Origin of the sequence: Dolichospermum sp. UHCC 0315A, assembly GCF_008121535.1 — a bacterium.
GTDB classification, from domain to species: Bacteria; Cyanobacteriota; Cyanobacteriia; order Cyanobacteriales; family Nostocaceae; genus Dolichospermum; species Dolichospermum lemmermannii.
On sequence record NZ_CP043056.1, the window covers coordinates 3,280,491 to 3,301,278 of the forward strand.

At 37.5% G+C, this 20,788-nt stretch carries 20 protein-coding genes and 3 pseudogenes; 4 read left to right on the forward strand and 19 right to left on the reverse strand.

Annotated elements, in window-relative coordinates; all coding sequences use genetic code 11:
* Positions 1-25: 25 nt before the first annotated feature.
* From BMF77_RS15960 to BMF77_RS16050, 19 genes and pseudogenes are all read right to left on the reverse strand, one after another.
* The gene (locus BMF77_RS15960; protein ID WP_148764130.1) at positions 26-1,219 is read right to left on the reverse strand and encodes a glycosyltransferase family 1 protein; all 1,194 of its coding nucleotides are present in this window, start codon (positions 1,217-1,219) and stop codon (positions 26-28) included.
* Positions 1,216-2,151, reverse strand: a complete 936-nt coding sequence (locus BMF77_RS15965; protein WP_148764132.1) for an NAD(P)-dependent oxidoreductase — start codon at positions 2,149-2,151, stop codon at positions 1,216-1,218. Before BMF77_RS15965 ends, BMF77_RS15960 begins: the two co-directional genes overlap by 4 nt.
* Positions 2,152-2,230: 79 nt before the next feature.
* A pseudogene (locus tag BMF77_RS29025) lies at positions 2,231-2,365 on the reverse strand (DapH/DapD/GlmU-related protein); the annotation flags it as partial.
* Between the two features lie 487 nt (positions 2,366-2,852).
* Positions 2,853-3,014, reverse strand: a pseudogene (locus tag BMF77_RS29030) (DapH/DapD/GlmU-related protein); the annotation flags it as partial.
* 506 nt (positions 3,015-3,520) lie between these two features.
* Entirely contained in the window at positions 3,521-4,423 is a 903-nt protein-coding gene (locus tag BMF77_RS15980; RefSeq protein ID WP_148764136.1) for a glycosyltransferase, read from the reverse strand.
* Between the two features lie 144 nt (positions 4,424-4,567).
* Complete coding sequence (locus BMF77_RS15985; RefSeq protein WP_148764138.1) at positions 4,568-5,728, reverse strand: glycosyltransferase family 4 protein; 1,161 nt, start codon at positions 5,726-5,728, stop codon at positions 4,568-4,570.
* A 1-nt stretch (position 5,729) separates the two neighbouring features.
* Positions 5,730-6,518, reverse strand: a complete 789-nt coding sequence (locus tag BMF77_RS15990) for a bifunctional 2-polyprenyl-6-hydroxyphenol methylase/3-demethylubiquinol 3-O-methyltransferase UbiG (RefSeq protein WP_148764140.1) — start codon at positions 6,516-6,518, stop codon at positions 5,730-5,732.
* Positions 6,519-6,625: 107 nt separating this feature from the next.
* Positions 6,626-7,879, reverse strand: a complete 1,254-nt coding sequence (locus BMF77_RS15995) for an ABC transporter ATP-binding protein (protein WP_148764142.1) — start codon at positions 7,877-7,879, stop codon at positions 6,626-6,628.
* 158 nt (positions 7,880-8,037) lie between these two features.
* Complete coding sequence (locus tag BMF77_RS16000) at positions 8,038-8,649, reverse strand: retropepsin-like aspartic protease (protein ID WP_148764144.1); 612 nt, start codon at positions 8,647-8,649, stop codon at positions 8,038-8,040.
* Positions 8,650-8,914: 265 nt separating this feature from the next.
* A complete protein-coding gene (locus tag BMF77_RS16005) occupies positions 8,915-9,379 on the reverse strand; it encodes a DUF29 domain-containing protein (protein ID WP_148764146.1) in 465 nt (154 codons plus the stop codon).
* Between the two features lie 43 nt (positions 9,380-9,422).
* Positions 9,423-10,256: a Uma2 family endonuclease gene (locus tag BMF77_RS16010; protein WP_015080491.1), complete on the reverse strand. Its 834-nt coding sequence runs from the start codon at positions 10,254-10,256 to the stop codon at positions 9,423-9,425.
* A 148-nt stretch (positions 10,257-10,404) separates the two neighbouring features.
* A complete protein-coding gene (locus tag BMF77_RS16015; protein WP_148764148.1) occupies positions 10,405-11,241 on the reverse strand; it encodes an ABC transporter permease in 837 nt (278 codons plus the stop codon).
* Positions 11,242-11,384: 143 nt separating this feature from the next.
* Complete coding sequence (locus BMF77_RS16020) at positions 11,385-12,005, reverse strand: hypothetical protein (RefSeq protein ID WP_015080489.1); 621 nt, start codon at positions 12,003-12,005, stop codon at positions 11,385-11,387.
* 57 nt (positions 12,006-12,062) lie between these two features.
* Positions 12,063-12,518, reverse strand: coding sequence for a DUF29 domain-containing protein (locus tag BMF77_RS16025; protein WP_148764150.1), 456 nt, complete (start codon positions 12,516-12,518; stop codon positions 12,063-12,065).
* A 103-nt stretch (positions 12,519-12,621) separates the two neighbouring features.
* Entirely contained in the window at positions 12,622-13,578 is a 957-nt protein-coding gene (locus BMF77_RS16030) for a GDP-mannose 4,6-dehydratase (protein WP_148764152.1), read from the reverse strand.
* Positions 13,579-13,585: 7 nt separating this feature from the next.
* Entirely contained in the window at positions 13,586-14,011 is a 426-nt protein-coding gene (locus BMF77_RS16035; RefSeq protein WP_148764154.1) for a hypothetical protein, read from the reverse strand.
* A gap of 190 nt (positions 14,012-14,201) precedes the next feature.
* Entirely contained in the window at positions 14,202-14,297 is a 96-nt protein-coding gene (locus BMF77_RS29035; RefSeq protein ID WP_148764156.1) for a glycosyltransferase family 4 protein, read from the reverse strand.
* Positions 14,298-14,361: 64 nt separating this feature from the next.
* Positions 14,362-14,898, reverse strand: a pseudogene (locus tag BMF77_RS16045) (glycosyltransferase WbuB); the annotation flags it as partial.
* Positions 14,899-15,559: 661 nt separating this feature from the next.
* Positions 15,560-16,858 carry a competence/damage-inducible protein A gene (locus BMF77_RS16050; protein ID WP_148767029.1) on the reverse strand — a complete coding sequence of 433 codons (1,299 nt, stop codon included), beginning with the start codon at positions 16,856-16,858 and terminating at the stop codon, positions 15,560-15,562.
* Positions 16,859-17,061: 203 nt separating this feature from the next.
* On the opposite strand from BMF77_RS16050, the gene BMF77_RS16055 reads away from it, so the two are divergent.
* The 4 genes from BMF77_RS16055 to BMF77_RS16070 all read left to right on the forward strand — a co-directional run bounded on the left by BMF77_RS16055 (position 17,062) and on the right by BMF77_RS16070 (position 20,715).
* Positions 17,062-17,268 (forward strand): glycogen debranching protein, encoded by a 207-nt coding sequence (locus BMF77_RS16055; RefSeq protein ID WP_148764158.1) that lies wholly within the window; start codon positions 17,062-17,064, stop codon positions 17,266-17,268.
* A 123-nt stretch (positions 17,269-17,391) separates the two neighbouring features.
* Entirely contained in the window at positions 17,392-18,078 is a 687-nt protein-coding gene (locus BMF77_RS16060) for a uracil-DNA glycosylase family protein (protein WP_148764160.1), read from the forward strand.
* Positions 18,079-18,411: 333 nt separating this feature from the next.
* Positions 18,412-19,269 carry a Tab2/Atab2 family RNA-binding protein gene (locus BMF77_RS16065; protein WP_371735121.1) on the forward strand — a complete coding sequence of 286 codons (858 nt, stop codon included), beginning with the start codon at positions 18,412-18,414 and terminating at the stop codon, positions 19,267-19,269.
* A gap of 132 nt (positions 19,270-19,401) precedes the next feature.
* Complete coding sequence (locus BMF77_RS16070; protein ID WP_148764164.1) at positions 19,402-20,715, forward strand: TldD/PmbA family protein; 1,314 nt, start codon at positions 19,402-19,404, stop codon at positions 20,713-20,715.
* The last annotated feature ends 73 nt before the right edge of the window (positions 20,716-20,788 follow it).

Below are 20,788 nucleotides of genomic sequence, written 5' to 3' on the forward strand. Positions count from 1 at the left end.
AATGATAAATTAAATCTGAGTTTACTTAAGCACTACGGACAATTTCTAGAAAGCGGTATCCAAACGCTTGAACCTCCTCTATATTTCTAATCCTAGCTAGATTTTCCTGATCTACATCTGAACCAGAAGATAGTTTTTCCCACCATTCACCAATTAGTTCAGCTAGTTGTTCAGGCGAGTTACGATCAAAAAATACACTTCCTGGTGGGTCTTGCTCTATATGAACTGGGAAATCAGAAAGAATCATTTTCTTACCAAGACAACGAGCATCTTCGACAACTGTACTCCAACCTTCAAATAGAGATGGTTGAATCACAGCAAGAGAGTGCCGCATTAGTTGAATTTGGTCACATCTAGGAATTAGACCTAATAAATATACTTGATTGGCTAATCCATAAGTATGAATGGTTGTCAGAATTTTATCAGAGTAGTTTGGTTGGCGGTGGTCATAAACATGACCAGTACAAACAACTTTGGGATAGATAGAATTTGCCTGAAGTATTTTTAAAGCTTCTAATACAATTAAATGGTTTTTGTGCTGCCAAAATTGATTACTAATCAAAAAGAACCTATCAGGTAAAAAATATTTACGTTGAATTTCTATAGGATCTAATTTAAACCATAAATCTGGAAGGCTAGTGCGAAAATGCAATACTTCAGTTGCACATTTAGAATCAGGATAAAATTTCTGGAAATCAGCCGCAGATGTTTTACTGCTCAGAACGACTCTGGAACTTAATTCAGAAATTTGAGTGAAATAACTATCACGATACTTTATTTCAGAATCCGAAAATAAATTCGGCATATACTTGTGCTGAAAGTCAAATATCCAGGGAAATCCTCTATAGGAGAGGTTGGCTTTATTAGGTGTTAAAAAAGGATAAACAAAGTCAATATTAGCCTTATTCAAAAAAGGTGATAACCGAGGTTCTGGATGTGGTTGAATAGTTCTAATTATTTTCCATTTTAAGCGATTTATAAAAGTATAAGGTTCTAATTCAAAATCTAGGTTATATTGGTAGTCTAAGTTATTTTTTAATTGCTCTTGAATTTCTGGTTCAGCATATTTACCATCAAATAACAAACAAATTTCAAAAGTTGAGCGGACTTCGTGAGGTAAGCTGGATAAGGCAAAAATAATATTCTTGATATACTCAGCACCACCTATCCAATTACGTCCCCCTTGCATTAACAGACCAATTTTTAGAGGTTTATTCATATACCTACCAATTCAGCACGACACCAGGTTACAAAAGTTTTAACTCCCCGTTCTAGTTCAACAGTAGGAGTAAAGCCAATAGATTTTAATTGAGAAATATCAGCTTGCCAATTAAGAGGATTACCAGGAGGGACAACACCATCAAATTCCGGTGTGAAATCTTGCTCTAATGAATTTAACACCATTGTTGCCAGTTCAGAAATTTTTACCTCTCTACCTGTACCTAGATTATATACTTCTCCTGCCATTGGTGCAGACTCTACAACTACACTTAATGCTCTAGCGATATCTAAAGCATGGATAAAATCACGGCTTTCTTCTCCTGTACCTTGTAATAACAAAGAACCTTGAGTTATTGCTTTTTGGCAAATATCCCAGACAACTTGACGACGCAACCCAGGACCATAAGCAGAAAAGATTCTTAAACTAGCTGTTTGTAAACCATAAACCTTTGTAAATTCCAGGCACATTTGCTCACACATTAGTTTATGAAAACCATAGGGTGAAATAGGAGTAACTTTTTGGTTTTCACTCACAGGTAATGACTGAGGATTTCCATAGACTGCTGCGCTGGAAAGGAAGATAAATTTACATTTAGCAGAATAGAGACGTAGTGCATTAAGTAATTCAAAGGTAACTACCGAATTTGTATAAAAGTCTGAGACAGGTTCAGAGACGGATAAGGGAACAGAAGCACGTCCCGCACAATGAATACAAATTGAGGGAGGATGATCTTGTAAAATACCATGTAAAGCCGAATCAGGTAATCTCAGGCAATAGTATTTTGTTAAGTTGGCTAAAGGTGCATTTTCAGGTGGAGATGTACCAATACCGATGATAGACCATCCTTGTTCTGAGAAATAACGGGCAACATAGCGACCAAGAAAGCCAGTTACACCTGTAATTAGAGCAATTCTATGATTTTCTATCATTTCTTGATAGCTAGGAATGAATATCAACGACTATAACTATTTCTAACTTATTTTATCGCTCATTTTCTTGAATCTCTCGAATTACTTGTGCTGGGTTGCCGCCTACAATTGTCCAAGGTGGAACATCTTTTGTAACAACTGAGCCTGCGCCAACAACTGCTCCTTCTCCAATTGTTATCCCCTTCAAAATAATTACATTAAAGCCAATCCAAACTTTGTCACATATTTTTACAGGAGATATTTTAACATGACTCCAATCTTTTTTATCTACTATCCAGTCAACAACATCATTACTTCGTTTTGAAAATGATATAGAATGGGAATTATGATCAAATACAGTTGATCCCCATGCAATCATCACATCATCGCCAATCTCTATTCGTTGAGCAGCAATAATAGAACCGTTAATAACTACTCGTTTACCAATTAAAATAGAAGCATTATCCTTGTCGAAAACTAAAGAACCCTCTATTTGAGTTTGTTCATCTATATTGACTAAACATCTATCTTTGAGACGAATATTATTAATTACACATTTTGACGAAGGATGTATATTGATAATAGAATTCAAGCAATGTTCTGGTAAATATTCAGAAAACAAAGCAAATTTCTCTAATTTATTTGCTAGTTTACGCAAGAAACCAACGATTTTTTTAATTAATTTCACTTTCATTCAATTTATGCTTATGATATAAATTTAGCTAAAGAGTTTTAACAACTTTTGCTGGATTGCCAGCAACTATTACAAATGGAGGTACATCTTTAGTAACTACACTACCAGCAGCTATAATAGCACCTCTACCAATTTTTACACCTTTAAGAACTGTAGAGTTAAATCCTATCCATACATCATTTCCTATCACTATTGGTAATGCTTTAATGTCAAAAATATTTTCTTTTGGATAACCAGAAGACATAATTACTGAGAAATGCTGGCTTCTTTGATTTGCATCAATAGAATGTGAGTCTGTATCATGTATGTTAACATTATGAGATATCAAAACACGATCCCCTATATTAATCGATGCAGATGACCAAATTCTAGTTCCTATTCCTATATAGGAACTTTCACCAATAGATATTTTTCCACCATGTGCTAGTATCAGCAATTGACCTTGAATAACTGAATCTTTGCCAATATTGATTAAATCTTGGCGTTGTCTCATATTTGAAATTTCTGCATTTGGCAATATTTTTACAGAGGAATGTATAGTTGCGTTATTCAAGAAATTTTTATATCTTTGGTTCTCAGTTTCAGTTTCAATTTGTCTCTTGAAAAACGTAAATATTTTTGTGATTAGCCTAGTTTTTAACTTTTTAATCATACCAATTTTTATATTCTAAATTATTCTTAGGTATTGCATTTCGATTAAAAAAATCTTACGAGTTTATTTTTAATACGTTGTAATAAACTTGGTGGCTGATTTAGCGATCGCAAATATTTAAAAACTATATTTACCTCCTTGTCATTCAATTTAAGAGATTTTGGCATAGATAATATTTTATCTTGAGTCATTTCACCATCAAACGATGAAGAATCTCCACAATGAGTGCCGCTACCATCAAATCCTATATTTTTTACAAGTGATTTATTAGGGAAAAGCGTTAAGCCATCCAACATAAATGTACTTAAATACCAGCGAATAGCCCAAGAGTCAATCTTACCAGCGATTTGAGACTCTAACATCTTGAAATAGTTAAACGAACCATTTAAATCAAACTTATATTTCTGTTTTTTGTTTGCCTTGATCTGTTTATAACCATTCATTTCAGGATCAAAGTGCTGCCATGCTCGCTGCCACGTAGCCCATCCCCATGAAGTTGTAAATGGAAGAAAGATGGCATCATTATCTGAAGTTAATTTTACAGGGAATATATATCCAGATACGTGGATTACTTTAGACTCTTTTTCATAAATCTCTAAAGCTTTGTTCATATATTCTAGAAAAAAAGGAGACAAAATTAAATCGTCTTCTAAGACAATAACTTTACCATATTTACTACAAAGCTCTGTAACACCTTGAATAATAGAGTTAGCTAATCCCAGATTCTGTTGTCGTTCAATAATATGAACTTGTCCACACCATTGTTTACTTCTAACTACCTCTCTGACTTGTGTAACAGCTTCTTCATCTTCTGGCTTTTTAGGTGCATCACAAAATATAAATAACTCACTTGATTCTGCACCTTCATTTTGAGCAAGTGATTCTAGTGATTGTTTTGTATGTTCAGGTCTTTTATAAGCAAAAAATGCTATTGGGGCTAAACTCATAACTTATAAAGTTGGCGTTGCTGAATTGGGGTATGAAATTGAAAAATCAAAAAAATGAAACTCTTACTCTCTGAGACTCTGCGCTTCTGCGTGAAATAAAATCATACTCTTAATCAGCAACGCCATAAAGTTATTACCACGTTTTTATTTACAACTGCTTCGATGATTAAGTACATTACTTAAAATTCCCCACAATTGACTTATACTCTTGTCCATAGAGTAGTTTTCTAGAATATGTTCCCTGGCTTTTGCACCCATATTACCAGCTAATAATGGATTTTCAGCTACTTTAATCATATATTCTGCCATATTATCAATATCTCTTTCCTCAACTAAAAAGCCCGTTTCTCCTTCAATAACTACATCTTTAATACCAGCATGACGAGTGCTAATGACGGGTAATCCCGATGCTCCAGCCTCCAGTATAGCCAATGGTGTACCTTCCGTGTCACCAGTTTGTGCTTTAACAGAATGTTGAACAAATGCTCTGGCTGTTTTCATTAGTTGTGCTACTTCAATATGATTGCGGAATCCTAAAAATTCAACATTATCCACTATTCCTAATGCTTGAACCATATCTTTACAAGGATTGTATAATTCTCCGTTTCCCACCATCTTTAACGTGGCTGATGGATATTTATCTAGTAACTTTTTAAAAGCCAGCAGTGTTAAATGAGGGGCTTTTTTATCAGTAAACCGCCCAACTGCAACGAATATAGGAGGTGCAGTTGCGGGTGCCGCTTGAGCAAACAAAGAAACATCTACACCATAGGGATTATAATGTAACTTTTCTTGAGGAGCTTTTAAGTTTAGTAATTGTTGTTCCATATCCTTAGAAACAACTACAATGGCATCAGATTTTAAAAACATTTGCCTGTAATCATTTTGATGATCTGCCAAAATAGCATCGACGTAAGCATCTCCACCATGAAAATGAACAACACATGGTACTTTTGCTTCTAAACAAGCATCAATTACACATATTCCCGTTAATCCATACTCTGCTAAAACAATATCTATTTTGTTTTTTTGAAGAAATCTTTTTAGTATTTGAGTTTGGAAATAGTTAGGGGATTTGAGAATATTTTTCCCAAACAAGTAGGTAATGAAATGTATATTACCATTTATAAAAGGTTTCCCATCTTCATGATAGTAAGGTTTAAGTCCAGGATACCAAGTATTATGATGTAAATGTCTCATTCTTGCTGGCAAGTGATCAATATGAGCGCGAATGAAGGTTTCAGAGTAGGAAGATTCATTCGCTTGAATAAGGCAAACTGTTTTCTGATTCACTTTTTGACTCATGCTAATTTGAATAATATTCGGGTCCAAGTTTTTGATGAAGTAAAGCTAACCTTTTTGATCGTGTTGTAACAATTGATTGCTCCCTACTTAAAACAAAATCGCGAATCTTGCCTCTAATACCTTGTTTAAAGCCATAATTCCGAATAGCTGGTAACCAATCTGTCCGCTTTCCTAACACTGCATGAGCGTAGTCGCCTTCATGCCAGATATCAACTTCTTGATACAAGAAAACTTCAGTTTCTGTATGATCAGCTAAAGCCAAAATCGTCACATTGTTAATATTTTCATCCACTGGCTGGATCTGTTCTGGATGATACTGTTTTAAATTTGCCTGCTTGCGTGGAGTAGGAAATGCGAGAATTAATCGACCTCTTTCACTCAATAGTTGTCTTAATGCTTCATGTAATATAGGTCTATCTGCAATGGCTATGTGTTCATATACATCGAGCAGCACAATCAGGTCAAATTTACCATCAAGTATGCCTTCTGTTAGTGGACCTTCTACAAAAGATAGTCTTGGAGAGCCGAAAAGTTTTCTAGCGATTTCCAGTGATTTTGGGCTAATATCAAGTCCAACAACTTCTGATTCTGGCCAGCAACGACTCATTCTCCAGGAAATATCACCAATACCACAGCCGATTTCCAATATACGTTGAGGATTACTTGGTGTCCATTGCTCGACTGTCAGCCACGCACCTTCAATCCGAGGATTTCCTTCTACAAATCCTCTTATTTTTTCATTTATCTTGATATCGTAGTAATTCTTGACTTGCGCTATGTCTTTATTCATGATTCCGTCATTATCCTATTAAGAATACATTGTTTAAAATCTGTAATTATTTAGGGTAATAATTGTAGTTTTTATCATAAATAAGCAATACTTTTATTGTTTATTTCCTACTTTATTTTATTGACTATCCATTCACATTCTTCTACATACTTAGCGTGACCTGGATACCAATAATATTCCCTACTTTGTCCATAAATCGTCACCTCAAATGGACAAATATGCTCTATGGTTTGAAACTTTTTTCGAGTCTTTTGCTCTGCAAAGTGAACTTTAATGGTATATTTTCCTAAATACAATCTTAATTTAGGAATTCTGCAAATTAGATTAAACACACCTGGTTCGCGGCATATTGCTAATTCGGAATCTAATGTCAAGATATGCAACACGGGTTGTTGCATAGAATCATATATCTGAAAGGAAACTGCCGCACCTTTTATCGGTATTGGTGTAGAAATCTGAAAATTTACCTCCATCGGTTCGCCATGTATTTGAGTATTATTGGTTTCTGAAGTAACCAAGTCAATACGTGTAATTTTTGGGTCGTAATCAGACGGAAAATCCAAGTAGACCAATTGTTCGGTTTCCCCTTTGCTTAGATATGTGGCAATTCCTTCTTCGGTTTCTCCTTGATAAATACATTGCCCTTTAGATAGCATCACACAGTTTTGTGTTAAGCTAGAAATAGCTTGCATATTGTGGCTAACAAACAATACAGTTCTACCCTGCTCTGCCACGTCTTGCATTTTGCCAATACACTTCTTCTGAAACTGTGCATCCCCCACCGCCAAAACCTCATCCACAATCAAAATCTCCGGTTCTAAATGCGCCGCCACCGCAAACGCCAACCGTACATACATCCCCGAAGAATACCTCTTCACAGGCGTATCTAGAAACTTCTCCACCTCTGCAAAAGCCACAATCTCATCAAACTTGCGCTTAATTTCCTCCTTACCCATACCCAAAATAGCACCATTGAGAAATATATTTTCTCTCCCGGTCAACTCTGGATGAAACCCAGTCCCTACCTCTAATAAACTGGCAACCCTACCCTTAATTTTGATGCTTCCTGTAGTCGGTTCTGTAATGCGGCTTAAAATCTTTAATAGCGTTGATTTACCTGCCCCATTACGCCCAATAATTCCAACTCTATCACCTTGTTTAATTTCAAAAGATAAATCTTTTAAAGCCCAAAATTCTTCAAAAGCAGGATTTTCTGCCTTCTCTTTGGGATTAATTAAACTACCAAGAGATTTAACTTTATTAGTAATTACATCTCGCAGTGCTGTATAGCGTTCCTGCTGCTGATGTCCAATAATATATTTTTTACCGAGATTTTCAACGCGAATAACTGTATCTGACATAAGTATTAATTTATCAATTTGAAAATTATTGATTTGACGGCTTATATATCTCAAGATTAGGCTAAATTTAGCATTTAATTATAGAAGTAGCCAAATTACCCACCTATAGTATATTATTAGCTCACTTATAACACACTTATTTTATAAGTTGCCAGTAGTTATCCCCTATATTTGAATAGGATTTTCTCCTCAGCTTGTTTAAATTCAATATCAAATAAATCAAACACAACTTCCCTACCCAATAAAACTTCTTGGCAATCCTCATTTTGTAACCAGGCAACAGGAGCAGAAAAGGTATAATTGTCAATCTGCATTTCAACTTGTCGGAGTACATATTGTACACTCCCCCCTACTCCTTCTCCATTACTCAGAACTTCTCCTTGAGAAAGGGCATATCCTAAGTCTGTGCCTAAATAAAATGTAATTAGGCTAAGATCTGAACCAGAATCTACAAGCATTTCCAGGAGTTTAGAATTTTGAAAAGTTAGACAGACTTCGTATTTTGGCTGCCAATCATGTTTTTTGACTGTTCTAAAACGCACTGGGAAAAACTTCACTGGCTCAACAAATTCGTTCTCGTAGATCCGTTCAGTGATGTAGTCAGAAGATTTTAAGTTCTGAAGGTCAATTTGCTGTGTCATGATTCTATAATCTTGGTGATGAGCTATTACACCATCCTTAGTGTAAATAATCCATTCTCCACGATATTGTTTTAGTTTTCGGTAATTTGCTTTACGCCATTCTTTGGCACTATTGTATTTTTCGTTCATATTTAGCTGAGTTTATAAACATCATACAGCACTTTCCGGTGTTATGAGGTACATATCCAGCGGGCAAGACTTGTACTGAGCTTGTCGAAGTATGCCCGCACTACAATAGTTTCATGGTTCAAGTTTGTACCTCATTAGAGCGAAATCTGCTGTAATAACTATTATGATGGAAACCATTCAGGATTGAGAATTTCTCTTAAAGAATAAGGACAAGTTTCAGGGAAAGATAATGGTGGATTTATCTGATACATGATTGATTAGCTCACTACATAGCTTTTTCAAAATCATCTGTAGTGTTACACAAGAATTCAGGATTTAATATTTCTTGTATATCATAAGGACAAATTTCTGAAAACGTACTTAATACTAAACCTGTTTCTGCTGATGCTTCTCTTCTCGCATTTCGATAAGCTTTGGGTAAAATATCAGGAATGTATTGTTTCAAACTTGGTTTTTCATTGAGTATATCTTGTAAATCATCTCTTTGGTTGGCAATGGTGGTAAACCAACTAATAGAACGTTTAGAAGATTGGTATTGCCATTTTAGCAAATGAGTTAATAAAATTATTAACCGATTTTTTAACTCATTTTTTTCACTAATGCCCATACTATCTAACTCTTCTGCCAAGTTCTCCCAATCCAAAGCTGTTATATCTCGACTAGCTAAGGCTAATTTTTGTTGAGTTAACCAATCCATGAGATCTGTTTCGTAGAGAGGTGATTTAGACATAAAATTAGTAATGATTACCTTTGTACCGGACAATTTTTCAACCCTATTGATCATTAGGTAAGCTGATACCTTGTTCTAATAACAATTGTCGTAATTTAGCTACTTCTAATTCAGCAGAGTCTGCCCGTTGCTTTTCCTGTTCTGCCCGTTGTTTTTCCTGTTCTGCCCGTTGCTTTTCCTGTTCTGCCCGCTGTTTTTCTCGTTCTTCTGGAGTAGGCAACCAATTATTCTCTTTATCATACCAACGTAACCACTGTCTAGTTAGTCCTTGATATTCTCCCTCCCATAATCCTAAACCCAATTCAGCTTCTTCTAGCCATACTCCTAATCCATTAATAGAGAGCGGTTGATAACGGTTCATTACCAAACCAAAACAGTTAAATTCATTAGTATAACGGTTATAGACAAAATAATAGGGGATTCTGAGAATTTGCTCATATACTGTCCATTTATTAGGAGGTTGATTAACTTCCCGTAAATTTCTGCCTAAGTCTTCGTTTTCTGTTCCTGGAGATATTAATTCTACTACCACAAAGGGGTATGTTCCTTCATACCAAGTAACATAGCTTAATCTTAATTCTGTTTGTTCATAAAAACGGGATACCCCCAAAACTGCAAACCAATCAGGGCGTTTGTACCATTGTGTATGCTTGCTGTCATAGTATAAATTTAAGTCACTACCTGTAAATACATTATCTTCTGCATAAGAAGGTGGACGAAAAGTGCTACGCAATAATTCTGGTTGTAAAAGGTGAAATTCGTCTGGCAACCCTGGCTCCTCTGGATCTTCGCTAGGTAAATCATACATGGTTGGCAGTGTTTGTTGAGGAGGTAATGGCTCATAGCTGGGTTTGTTATACACATCGCTTTGATACATTGTTAATTATCTCCTGTATTTAATCACTGTTGCCAAGATTCAACTATAGATTGATTATCACTGACATAACCATGAAATCTTGTTCTTAGAGAGAGAATTCAGACAGAAAATATCAGTGAAAATAACTTTTCCATTCTAGCAAATGATCTTAAATAACATCTGCAAACGTTCGTTCCATCTTCCGAAAATACCAAATTCCACTCACTAATAGTAAAACAACTAGAGCCATAGAGAGAATAAAACCTGGTAAATATAACTGGGAGTTACCGCCCAAAATTGCCCATCTAAAACCATCAATTACTCCCACCATTGGATTTAAGGAGTAGAGAAACCGCCACTTTTCAGGAACTATAGTGCTACTAAATCCTACGGGTGAGATATATAAACCAAACTGGACAACAAATGGGACAATAAACCGGAAATCTCGATACTGCACATTCAAGGAAGCCAACCATAATCCTGCACCCATTGAAGCAGCAAAGGCAACACCAACAAACAAGGGCAAAGTTAAAATTCGCCAAGTGGGAACAAAGTTATACCAAGCCATTAAAGCCAATAAAATTATCCCAGAAATCATAAAATCCACAAAGCTAACTACTACCGCGCTAGTAGGTACTACCAATCTGGGAAAATAGACTTTTGATAGTAAATTGGCATTGGTAATTAAACTATTACTACACTCTGAGAGGGAATTGGAAAAGAACTGCCAAGGTAACATGGCGGAAAATACAAGAATTGGATAGGGCGCACCTTCAGAAGGTAATTTTGCCAATTGCCCAAATACTACTGTAAATACTACCATTGTCAAAAAAGGGCGAATTAGCGCCCAAACAATCCCAATGGCTGTTTGTTTATATCTAACTAAAATATCTCGCCAAGCTAGGAAGTAAAATAGTTCTCTATATCGCCATAAATCTTGCCAGTATTGCTTTTCTGTCCGCCCTGCTTCAATTATTAGTTCTGGTGGAGAAGTGGTTTCTTTCATGACTCTGATCTAGCTAACCTCATATTTACCATCATTTTCACGACATCTTGTATTTTATAAGAACATAGGCTGAAAACCCCGGAATTAACTCGTAGTTTTCTGTTTTTCAATAGCAGTTAGGTTTATCTAATTCCTTTCAAAAACTAGATTTGCTTCCGATTGAACTCTGACTTAATTAGACTCACAAATACACTAATAATTTTTTCTGGTTGATTTATATAATACTCATCTAAATCAACTACCACTAGATTACCAGTTAATTGCAAAAACACCCATTGATTGCCATTGGTAACACAACCATAAATATTTTCAACATTATTTCCCTCCGATTGATTTAATTGAGCAGCAGCAATCATTTCGGCAATACATTGAGCGAATCCTTGTTTAAGATTATCATTTTTCGCCTCCACCAAAGCAATCACAGGAGATGTTACATATAACTGTTGAGATGATAAACCGATTAAGAAATCGCAAAATCCATTTAAACCTTGCTCAATATTAACATTAAAATCAATTCCTGAGAATAAACTAATTTTATTATCTAATAATCTTCTTACTTCAATTAAAACAGGGGCAATAATCATTTCTGATTTGGCTTTCTCTGTACTAATTGCTTGAGCTAAGGGAATATTATTTTGTAAGTATTTGATAAAAAAAGCATCAACTGTTAACTGGTCGAAAGCAGTGAAAACATTTGTTCTTTCTTCAATATTAATGCCAAATATTTTAGTGATTCTCTCTAGAGTAAAGTCACTATAAGCCATTTCTTATAACCTTAATTTTGCTTAATGTTTTGGCTAAGTTTATAAACATAAAAAATATTATGATGGCAACCATTCAGGATTGAGAATTTCTGTTAAAGAATAAGGACAAGTTTCCGGGAATATTGTTGGAGATAGTTCAGATTTACGAATTGTATTATTTCTAGCTTTGGTGTAAATTTTATCTATGATTTTTTCACAATGATTATAAAGAACTTTAGACTCTAATAATAAATCTAATTCAGACCTAAAATTATCAATTTCTTCAATCCATCCTTTGGCACAATAGAATCTCTCTGCTTCCCAATATTGATAAAGAAGTAAATGCTTAATAAGTTGTCTCAAGTAACTTTCTACTTTACGCCTTTGTTCGTTTCCCAATGCAGTGATTTCCTCAATCAAATGTTCCCAGTCAATATTTTCTAAATCCCGATTTTGCAGTTGGGTAAGGGTAATATCCAACCACTCCGGATAATCTTGTTCATAAATTTCGCCATTTGCTTGTGTAGGTGGCATTTTACTTACTCAATTACAGTTTAAATATTGATGTTTGATTTTAATCTCAGCGATGTTTCACCTAACTATTTTAGCAAAAGTTCCCGACTGGATCAGATTTTTTTCATGATTCTAATCTCGCGTCTACCATCATTTTCACCACATCCTGCATTTTATATCTAGCTTCCCATCCTAACTGGTTCTTAGCCTTACTCGGATTACCTCTACCCACAGCCAAATCTGTAGGTCTGAACAGGCTACTATCAACTACTACATGATCATGCCAATCTAAGTTTAAAGATAGAAATGCTGCCGCGACAAAATCTTCCAGGGAAGTGCTTTCTCCCGTTGCAATTACATAATCATCTGGCTGTGATTGTTGCAACATTAAATACATGGCTTCCACATATTCTTGCGCCCAACCCCAGTCCCGCTGAATTGACATATTACCTAAATATAATTTTTCCTTACTACCTTGGGCAATGCGACAGGCAGTAGCAATAATTTTTTGAGTGACAAATCTTTCTGGACGCAGGGGAGATTCATGATTAAATAAAATGCCAGAACAGGCAAATAATCCGTAAGCTTCTCGGTAGTTAGCTACTTCCCAAAAAGCAGCGGCTTTAGCTACAGCATAAGGACTTCTGGGACGGAATGGAGTATTTTCTGCTGCTGCTACATTGCCAGTATCACCAAAACATTCACTCGAACCTGCATTATAAAGTTTAATGGTCGCGCCTAAAAACCGAATGGCTTCTAATAAATTTAGTGTGCCTGTAGCTATACTTTCTAATGTTTCTACAGGTTGTCCAAAAGATAAACCGACGGAAGTTTGTCCGGCCAAATTATAGACTTCATCTGGTTGGATTTTTGTCAGTACCTGTAAGACGCTACGGAAGTCAGTCAAGGACATTGACTCTAGCTTTACTTGGTCTTTAATTCCTAAGTGGACTAAATTCTGGAAAGGGGAGATTTGGGCATCTCTGGAAGTTCCACAGACTGTGTAGCCTTGTTTTAGCAGTAATTCTGCTAAATATGCGCCATCTTGTCCAGATACCCCACAAATGAGAGCTTTTTTCATATCAATATCAATTCATTACCCAGAAGTCTTTAACACTGTTACCCCCAAGCATCCGAGATTGTCTGTAGGTAAATTCTCCCACAGAAGGATTACGATGGGGATGAATTACACCTGTTGCTTGTTGCCAAAGTTCGGCTGGGGCAAGAGATATTTCATATTTAGATCCATGCTTATGCACATGATACCATTTTGTTTCCTGGCACTCTTCGCACCAAAAAGCCTCTAACCACTCACCAGTTAAAGAAACTGTAGTTTTATTGGCGACTAAAATCATCGCTTCTCGACGAGCAATACCCCGCTCTTGTAGTTGTCCGGCTTGTTCGGCAAATAGCCCGTGTTTTTGGCTAACACTATCTATATAGCAGCCATGTATGGGACAATGGATAGCCCTGCGTTGGGAACGTTTCCGATTTCGCTCACACCTTTTCTGCACTTTAGCCCCCTGATCACTAACTAAACAATAGATCGTAAGAAGGTTGCATGGGAGGGACTGAGATCAAAAAGACCATCAAAGCCCAACTCCTGATTCAACATCGTCTGAGGTATTAAATTTTGTTAACTAAGTTGTCTAAAAATTACTGAATTTGTTCACACACTGACGTTGATAACGCTGGAGTGACATTTCAAATTATAGCTTGTTCTAACACATTGATGTATTGTTTAGCGATGATTTCTGGCGTAAAGTTTGACTGCAAATATTCGCGGGAGGCATTACCCATTTTTTCTGCAAGTTGGCGATCGCTCTTTAAGTTGAGAATAAACTTAGATAGACTATCACTGTCTAATCTGGCGGTTGACTGCCCACCAAAACTTAGCTAACCAGTGCTTTTTGGAAACTACTCCTAAAGCGATCGCAATATCTGGATATAGATCATAAATTAAGCATATATAGGGAAATCTTAATAACAAATGAGCGAAATATCCGGCTATTGATAAAAAAGGAGGTGCTGAAGTTAATAGAAATACATCATTTTTGCGAGCATTCTTGATAATATGGAGAAAAGTCCGCAATGTAAATAAAACACCATTCACAGCCTTCCCGCGAATCCTCTTAGACCAAAGCTGAGTAGATCGGGATCTTTGGACGCGAATGTTGCCTAATTGCTCTAAGGCTGGGGCTTTAGCCGTAGTAAAAGCGTACCCTGGTTGTCCAGTAAATACTCTAATCATGATTCCTTGTTTCTCAAGCTGTTTCACTAGTTCTTCAATCAACTGTCCGGTTGCAGCATAGTCTGGAGGAAAAAACTCGGTGATTACAGACAAAGTAGTTAGTTTATGATATAAAGTATCACTAACTTCAGAAGGCATAACAGCCTGCATTGAATGCAAAGAAGATTTTAGAGAACTCTTATGATTTGACATTGTTTTAGTTGTAATAGTAGATACGCTATCACTATTTAACTCTGTATGAGTTTTTGTTAAATATTGATTCTCGTTGATGAGAAGATAAGAATTGGAATTTTTCTGCCTTTAATTTGGTGCCATTCTTTATTATAAGTCCATTAAAAAACTTGAAAATGAAACAAACTACTAATATTGATACTTTCAGGGCTAAAGCCGCTGAGTTTACCACTTACCCCGATGTTTTATGAATCTCTGCGTCAAAAGTTTAACTCTATAACCGTCATAACCTTACCCTCTTCATTAGCTATTGTCAAGCATTATCTGGATGAAACTGTCACAAAGTATAAATATTGAGTCATGGAAAATCAGTATAAAAGAGACATCTGAATCGCAAGTAAGGCATCATTAAAAATAGGGAAAAGGACTGGTAACCGCTCAATAATTCGGGGTAAATCGTTCAATGACAAGCCTCAAATGGCGTAAAATCGTTCCCGAATAGGTAGTCCGCCCCCATTTACTGAGCAGATACAAGGACTGTGTAATCTGGTGTTTTAATTTTTAATTCCGGCTTGCGGTACTAGTACATCACGGCGTAAATAAAGCAACCATATTCAATCGCCAAAAAGTCTACTGTATATTAGTTTTGACTTTTGACTTTTGACTTTTGACTTCCGCCCTGCGGTACTAGCCTTTTTTGCAACTGTCGCCGCAGATTATCCAAAGCTGCATTTGCACTCACATAACGAATTAAAGACCGTCCCCGAATTGTTCCGAAGCGATGTTCAAAACTGATTACTTCGTTGCCAGGACCAGCCAAACCAATATAGACTAAACCCACTGGTTTGGTTTGGGTTCCCCCGGTCGGTCCAGCAATGCCTGTAATACTTAATCCCCAAGTAGTTGAGAGCCGATTTTTAACACCAATAGCCATTTGTTCAGCTACTGTCGCACTTACTGCCCCAAATTCCTCTAAATCCTCTGGTTTGACTCCTAATAGTCCAATTTTTACGGAATTGGCGTAGGAAATTACTCCACCCCAAAAGTAATCAGAACTACCGGAAGTTTCTGTTAACATTTGCCCCAGTCCCCCACCGGTGCAAGATTCAGCGACAGATAGGGTTTCTCCCGCAGACTTTAATAAATTACCAACAACAGCAGCGAGGGTGTCATTATCAATGCCGTAATAATCTAAGCCAGCAATTTCTATGAGTTGTTTTTCAATGGGTGTAATTAAAGCTTCTGCGGTTGTTGCGTCTGTGGCTTTGGCAGAAATTCGCAGTCTGACCTCTCCCTTGCCTGCATAGGGGGCTACGGTGGGATTAGTTAAATTAAAGTAGGGGGCTACTTTTTCGGCTAAAGCAGATTCTCCAATTCCCCAAAATCTTAAACTGCGACTATAAATAATTTCTTTTCCCCAACCTTGACTTTTCAGAAAAGGTACGGCGGTTTCTGTCCACATTCGATACATTTCGCTGGGAACACCAGGGAAGGTAAAAATAGTTAATCCCGGACGAGGTTGCCAAATAATACCTGGTGCTGTTCCTGTGGGGTTGGGTAAAATTTCTGCACCTTGGGGAATTAAGGCTTGTTTGCGATTATTGGCAGACATTACTCGTCCGCGTTGGGCAAATTTTTCGGTTATATCTTCGACAATATCGGCTCGTTCTATTAAAGGTGCGCCAAAAAAATCAGCGATAGTTTCGCAGGTGAGATCATCGGGTGTGGGGCCTAAACCACCGGTAAAAATGAGAATTTGTACTCTGGAAGCGGCAATTTCGATCACTTCTTTGAGTCTGTCTGGATTATCCCCGACGACGGTTTGATAGTAGTGAGGAATGCCTAACTGTGCTAACTGCTGGGCAAGATATTGGGCATTGCTGTTGAGGATATCTCCTAGCAGCATTTCTGTACCAACGCAAATAATTTCTGCACTCATGGGATTAGGAAGGAATTGGGAGGAACTGGTGATATTAAATACTCGGTTAAATATAGGACTAATATTTGATTTTGACAATCAGGTATTTCCATATCTATATCTATCACGCTTCTTTCCCTGTTAACTATTCTTGTACATAAATTCAACAAACATTATAAAATTAAAGATGGCGGTTTTAACACGATATTTTCAAAGTATAAACTATGAATATTTGGGTAAATGAACAAATTGATCCTTCTGGGCTGATTCACGCCTGTATTGCCTCTTGTGATGAATCTCAGGCTAAGGATTGTCATGAGTCGTTTAAGACTAATCTCACAAACTCTCAAAAGGCAGAGGGCTGGATTGCCAAATTAAGGATAGTTAGATCTTGGGATGATGTGCCAGTTAATGCTTTAAAACTTGATTAATGAGAGTGTGCTGTCTGGAAAAAAGGGTAGACAAAGCCCCAATCTAATTCTGTCTATTAATTGATAGGATGGGGTAATATTTGCGTTAATATTCTGGAGTTTCCAGTTACCATTCTAAATTCCATGCAGCATGAAACTCAACTTAGTTTATTTGATAACTCTAGCTTAAACCAAAAAGAGCTAATTACTACCAGTAATAAAATTCCCATTCCGCCGGGAACTTATGACAATGTAGAGGAATTGACAAAACATTGCAATGGCTGTCAGCGTTGTGCATTAAGTGAAAACCGGACTCATGCTGTGGTCGGCCGTGGTAATCTCCAAGCGGAAATTATGATTATTGGGGAAGCACCGGGAAAAAATGAGGATGAAACAGGTTTACCATTTGTAGGTAGATCAGGACAATTACTAGAAAGTATCTTAGCTTCAGTAAATTTAAGTACAGAAAAAGATATATATATTGCCAATATTTGCAAGTGTAGACCACCGGAAAACCGTGTACCAACTAATGAAGAAGCTGCTGCTTGTAAACCATATTTATTTGAGCAGATTCGCCTAGTTGACCCCAAAATTATCTTATTAACAGGTGCAACTTCGGTGAAAGGTGTCATTGGTGACAAACGCCCGATTACTAAAATTCGCGGTCAATGGTTAGAGTGGGAAGGGCGTTTATGTATGCCTATTTTTCATCCCTCTTACTTGTTGCGTAACCCTTCACGGGAACAAGGAAAGCCTAAATGGTTAATGTGGCAAGATATACAGGTGGTTCGGGCTAAGTTTGATGAATTCAAAAATCAGGATCAAAATTAAGTAGGTTGGCGTTAAAAATTGTCGTTACAGCACTTCCCGGTGTTATGAGGTTATCTAGCGGGCAAGACTTGTACTGAGCTTGTCGATAGCGCAGCGTGGCGTTAGCCATAGTATGCCCGCACTACAAGAGTTTCATAATTCAACTTTGTACCTCATAAGAGCGGAAACCGCTGTATGACTAGGGAACAGGGAACAGGGAATAATTTTCCCAATTACCAATTACCAATTACCAATTACCAATTACCAATGCTCCTGTAAGTTGGTAAAGTTAGGAAATCACAAAATATCAAGTCATCAGATTTTTACCACTAAAACATGGGCAGCCAGAGAAAAATGTATTGGGAACTCGATTTTTACTCCCGTCCGATTTTGGACGAAAATCAGAAAAAAGTATGGGAAATGTTAGTGTGTGAAAGTCCTGTAGATATTGGTACACAAACGGATTCTCTGTTTCGCTATGCTAAATATTGCCCAAGTACCCAGGTAAATTCGGGTTGGCTACGGACAGCAATCCAGGAAGCGATAGAAGAAGCCGGTGCTTCCCCCACCAAAATCCGCTTTTTCCGCCGCCAAATGAATAACATGATTACAAAATCCTGTGAAGATGTGGGAGTACCCGCTGTACCAAGTCGGCGGACTTTGGTTCTTAATCAGTGGATACAGCAGCGCATGAAGGAAGTCTACCCCCAAGAACCGGGATATCAGGGAGTAGCCAATCCTTCTGTGCGTTTGGATAAGCCCTTACCTCAACGTTTACCAGATGCTTTAGAAGGAAAACAATGGGCTTTTGTGACATTAGAGGCTAGTGATTTGGCTCAAATGCCGGATTGGGAAATTGGTTTTGGTGAAGCTTTTCCCCTAGAGTTGGCGGAATTACGCCCAGAAACTCGGATTCCGGGAATTTTGATTTTCTCACCCAGGGCTTTACCCATAGCAGGTTGGATGTCTGGTTTAGAAATGGCTTATTTGCACTTTGACACTAAGCAAGGAAATCGCCTGATTTTAGAAACGGGGGCTACGGAAAGTTGGGTTGTGGCTAATATCCGCACTCCCGAACTTTTAGCAGAAGCACAGGCCTTTACTGTAGCTAAGGAACAAGCTAATGGGGTGCATTTTATTGGTGTCCAGTCTGATCCTCAATCTCAAGATTTTGCGGGATTTTGGCTATTACAAGAAATCAATTTGCCCTAATTTGTCAGTGGTCCGTTGTCAGTGGTCAGTTGTCCATTATTTGGAATTTGGTAAGTTGATGACACGCTAATGGGATAATAGACTGCGACGATTAAGCGATTTATATCCAAAATCCATAATTCATAAAGGGACATGGGTTCTGAAAATTTGTTACAAGATACATTGGCGGAACAACTGCTAGAACTTGCCTTCAAGTCTGGTGCTGAGGCTGCGGAAGTGTATCAATCACGATCGCTTTCTCGACCAGTTTTTTTTGAAGCCAACCGTCTCAAACAACTAGAAACCAGTCAAGCTGAGGGGACAGCCCTGCGGCTATGGCGGGATGGTTGTCCCGGTTTGGCGGTGGCTTATGGCGATGTTGATCCCCAAGCTATGGTGGAAAAATCTTTGGCACTGAGTCAATTAAATCCACCAGAAATAGTAGAATTAGGGACTCATGCCGGGCAATCCTATCCCGATTTAGGCACATCTGTATCCGTAGAAATGTTGATTAAATGGGGTAAGGAGGCGATCGCCCTAATTCGTGATGTCTATCCAGATATTCTTTGTCATAGTGACTGGGAATGCGATATAGAAAACACCAAACTCATTAACAGCAAGGGTTTAAATTCTCACCACACTGACACTACTCTTAGCTGCTATATGTCAGCAGAATGGGTCAGAGGTGATGATTTTCTCAGTGTTGCTGATGGTCAAACCCAACGCGATCAACTCAATCCAGAGAAAGTAGCCAATCAAATTTTACAGCGATTAAATTGGGCTAAAGATAACATTCCTAGTCCCAGTGGTCGCTGTCCTGTATTGTTCACTTCTAAAGCAGCAGATATGCTGTGGGGAACTGTGCAATCAGCTTTGAATGGTAAGCACATCTTGGAAAAAGCTTCTCCCTGGGCAGATAGGTTGGGTAAACCAGTTATTGCCCCCACCCTGACCCTTTACCAAAACCCAAAAGCCGGTCCCTATAGTTGTCCCTTTGATGATGAAGGTCAACCTACCCAGTCATTAGTATTTATCGAAAATGGGATTTTACGGAATTTTTATAGCGATCGCACCACTGGACGACAATTAAACATCGGTAGCACTGGTAATGGTTTTCGTCCCGGTTTAGGTAGTTATCCCACACCAGGGCTATTTAACTTCCTCATTCAACCCGGTGATCTTTCCCTCTTAGACTTAATTAGCAAGATGGATGATGGCTTAATTATCGATCAAATGTTAGGTAGTTGTAGCGGACTATCAGGTGATTTTTCCATCAATGTGGATTTGGGATATCGGGTCAAAAATGGTCAAATAATTGGCAGGGTAAAAGATACGATGGTGGCAGGGAATGTCTACACAGCCCTGAAACAAGTAGTGCAACTAGGTGGAGATGCGGATTGGAATGGTTCTTGTTATACACCATCTCTGATAGTAGAAGGACTATCAATTACTGGGAAAAATAGTTAATATTATAACATCCCAGATCCCCGACTTCTTGAAGAAGTCGGGGATCTAACGCAATGATATAATTAGATTCATC

What these genes read in the sequence shown, in the direction of transcription:
- BMF77_RS15960 (WP_148764130.1), bottom strand. Translation starts at nt 1,219, where the DNA reads ATGAATAAACCTCTAAAAATTGGTCTGTTAATGCAAGGGGGACGTAAT.
- BMF77_RS15965 (WP_148764132.1), bottom strand. Translation starts at nt 2,151, where the DNA reads ATGATAGAAAATCATAGAATTGCTCTAATTACAGGTGTAACTGGCTTT.
- BMF77_RS15980 (WP_148764136.1), bottom strand. Translation starts at nt 4,423, where the DNA reads ATGAGTTTAGCCCCAATAGCATTTTTTGCTTATAAAAGACCTGAACAT.
- BMF77_RS15985 (WP_148764138.1), bottom strand. Translation starts at nt 5,728, where the DNA reads ATGAGTCAAAAAGTGAATCAGAAAACAGTTTGCCTTATTCAAGCGAAT.
- BMF77_RS15990 (WP_148764140.1), bottom strand. Translation starts at nt 6,518, where the DNA reads ATGAATAAAGACATAGCGCAAGTCAAGAATTACTACGATATCAAGATA.
- BMF77_RS15995 (WP_148764142.1), bottom strand. Translation starts at nt 7,879, where the DNA reads ATGTCAGATACAGTTATTCGCGTTGAAAATCTCGGTAAAAAATATATT.
- BMF77_RS16000 (WP_148764144.1), bottom strand. Translation starts at nt 8,649, where the DNA reads ATGAACGAAAAATACAATAGTGCCAAAGAATGGCGTAAAGCAAATTAC.
- BMF77_RS16005 (WP_148764146.1), bottom strand. Translation starts at nt 9,379, where the DNA reads ATGTCTAAATCACCTCTCTACGAAACAGATCTCATGGATTGGTTAACT.
- BMF77_RS16010 (WP_015080491.1), bottom strand. Translation starts at nt 10,256, where the DNA reads ATGTATCAAAGCGATGTGTATAACAAACCCAGCTATGAGCCATTACCT.
- BMF77_RS16015 (WP_148764148.1), bottom strand. Translation starts at nt 11,241, where the DNA reads ATGAAAGAAACCACTTCTCCACCAGAACTAATAATTGAAGCAGGGCGG.
- BMF77_RS16020 (WP_015080489.1), bottom strand. Translation starts at nt 12,005, where the DNA reads ATGGCTTATAGTGACTTTACTCTAGAGAGAATCACTAAAATATTTGGC.
- BMF77_RS16025 (WP_148764150.1), bottom strand. Translation starts at nt 12,518, where the DNA reads ATGCCACCTACACAAGCAAATGGCGAAATTTATGAACAAGATTATCCG.
- BMF77_RS16030 (WP_148764152.1), bottom strand. Translation starts at nt 13,578, where the DNA reads ATGAAAAAAGCTCTCATTTGTGGGGTATCTGGACAAGATGGCGCATAT.
- BMF77_RS29035 (WP_148764156.1), bottom strand. Translation starts at nt 14,297, where the DNA reads ATGGGTAATGCCTCCCGCGAATATTTGCAGTCAAACTTTACGCCAGAA.
- BMF77_RS16050 (WP_148767029.1), bottom strand. Translation starts at nt 16,858, where the DNA reads ATGAGTGCAGAAATTATTTGCGTTGGTACAGAAATGCTGCTAGGAGAT.
- BMF77_RS16055 (WP_148764158.1), top strand. Translation starts at nt 17,062, where the DNA reads ATGAATATTTGGGTAAATGAACAAATTGATCCTTCTGGGCTGATTCAC.
- BMF77_RS16060 (WP_148764160.1), top strand. Translation starts at nt 17,392, where the DNA reads ATGCAGCATGAAACTCAACTTAGTTTATTTGATAACTCTAGCTTAAAC.
- BMF77_RS16065 (WP_371735121.1), top strand. Translation starts at nt 18,412, where the DNA reads ATGTATTGGGAACTCGATTTTTACTCCCGTCCGATTTTGGACGAAAAT.
- BMF77_RS16070 (WP_148764164.1), top strand. Translation starts at nt 19,402, where the DNA reads ATGGGTTCTGAAAATTTGTTACAAGATACATTGGCGGAACAACTGCTA.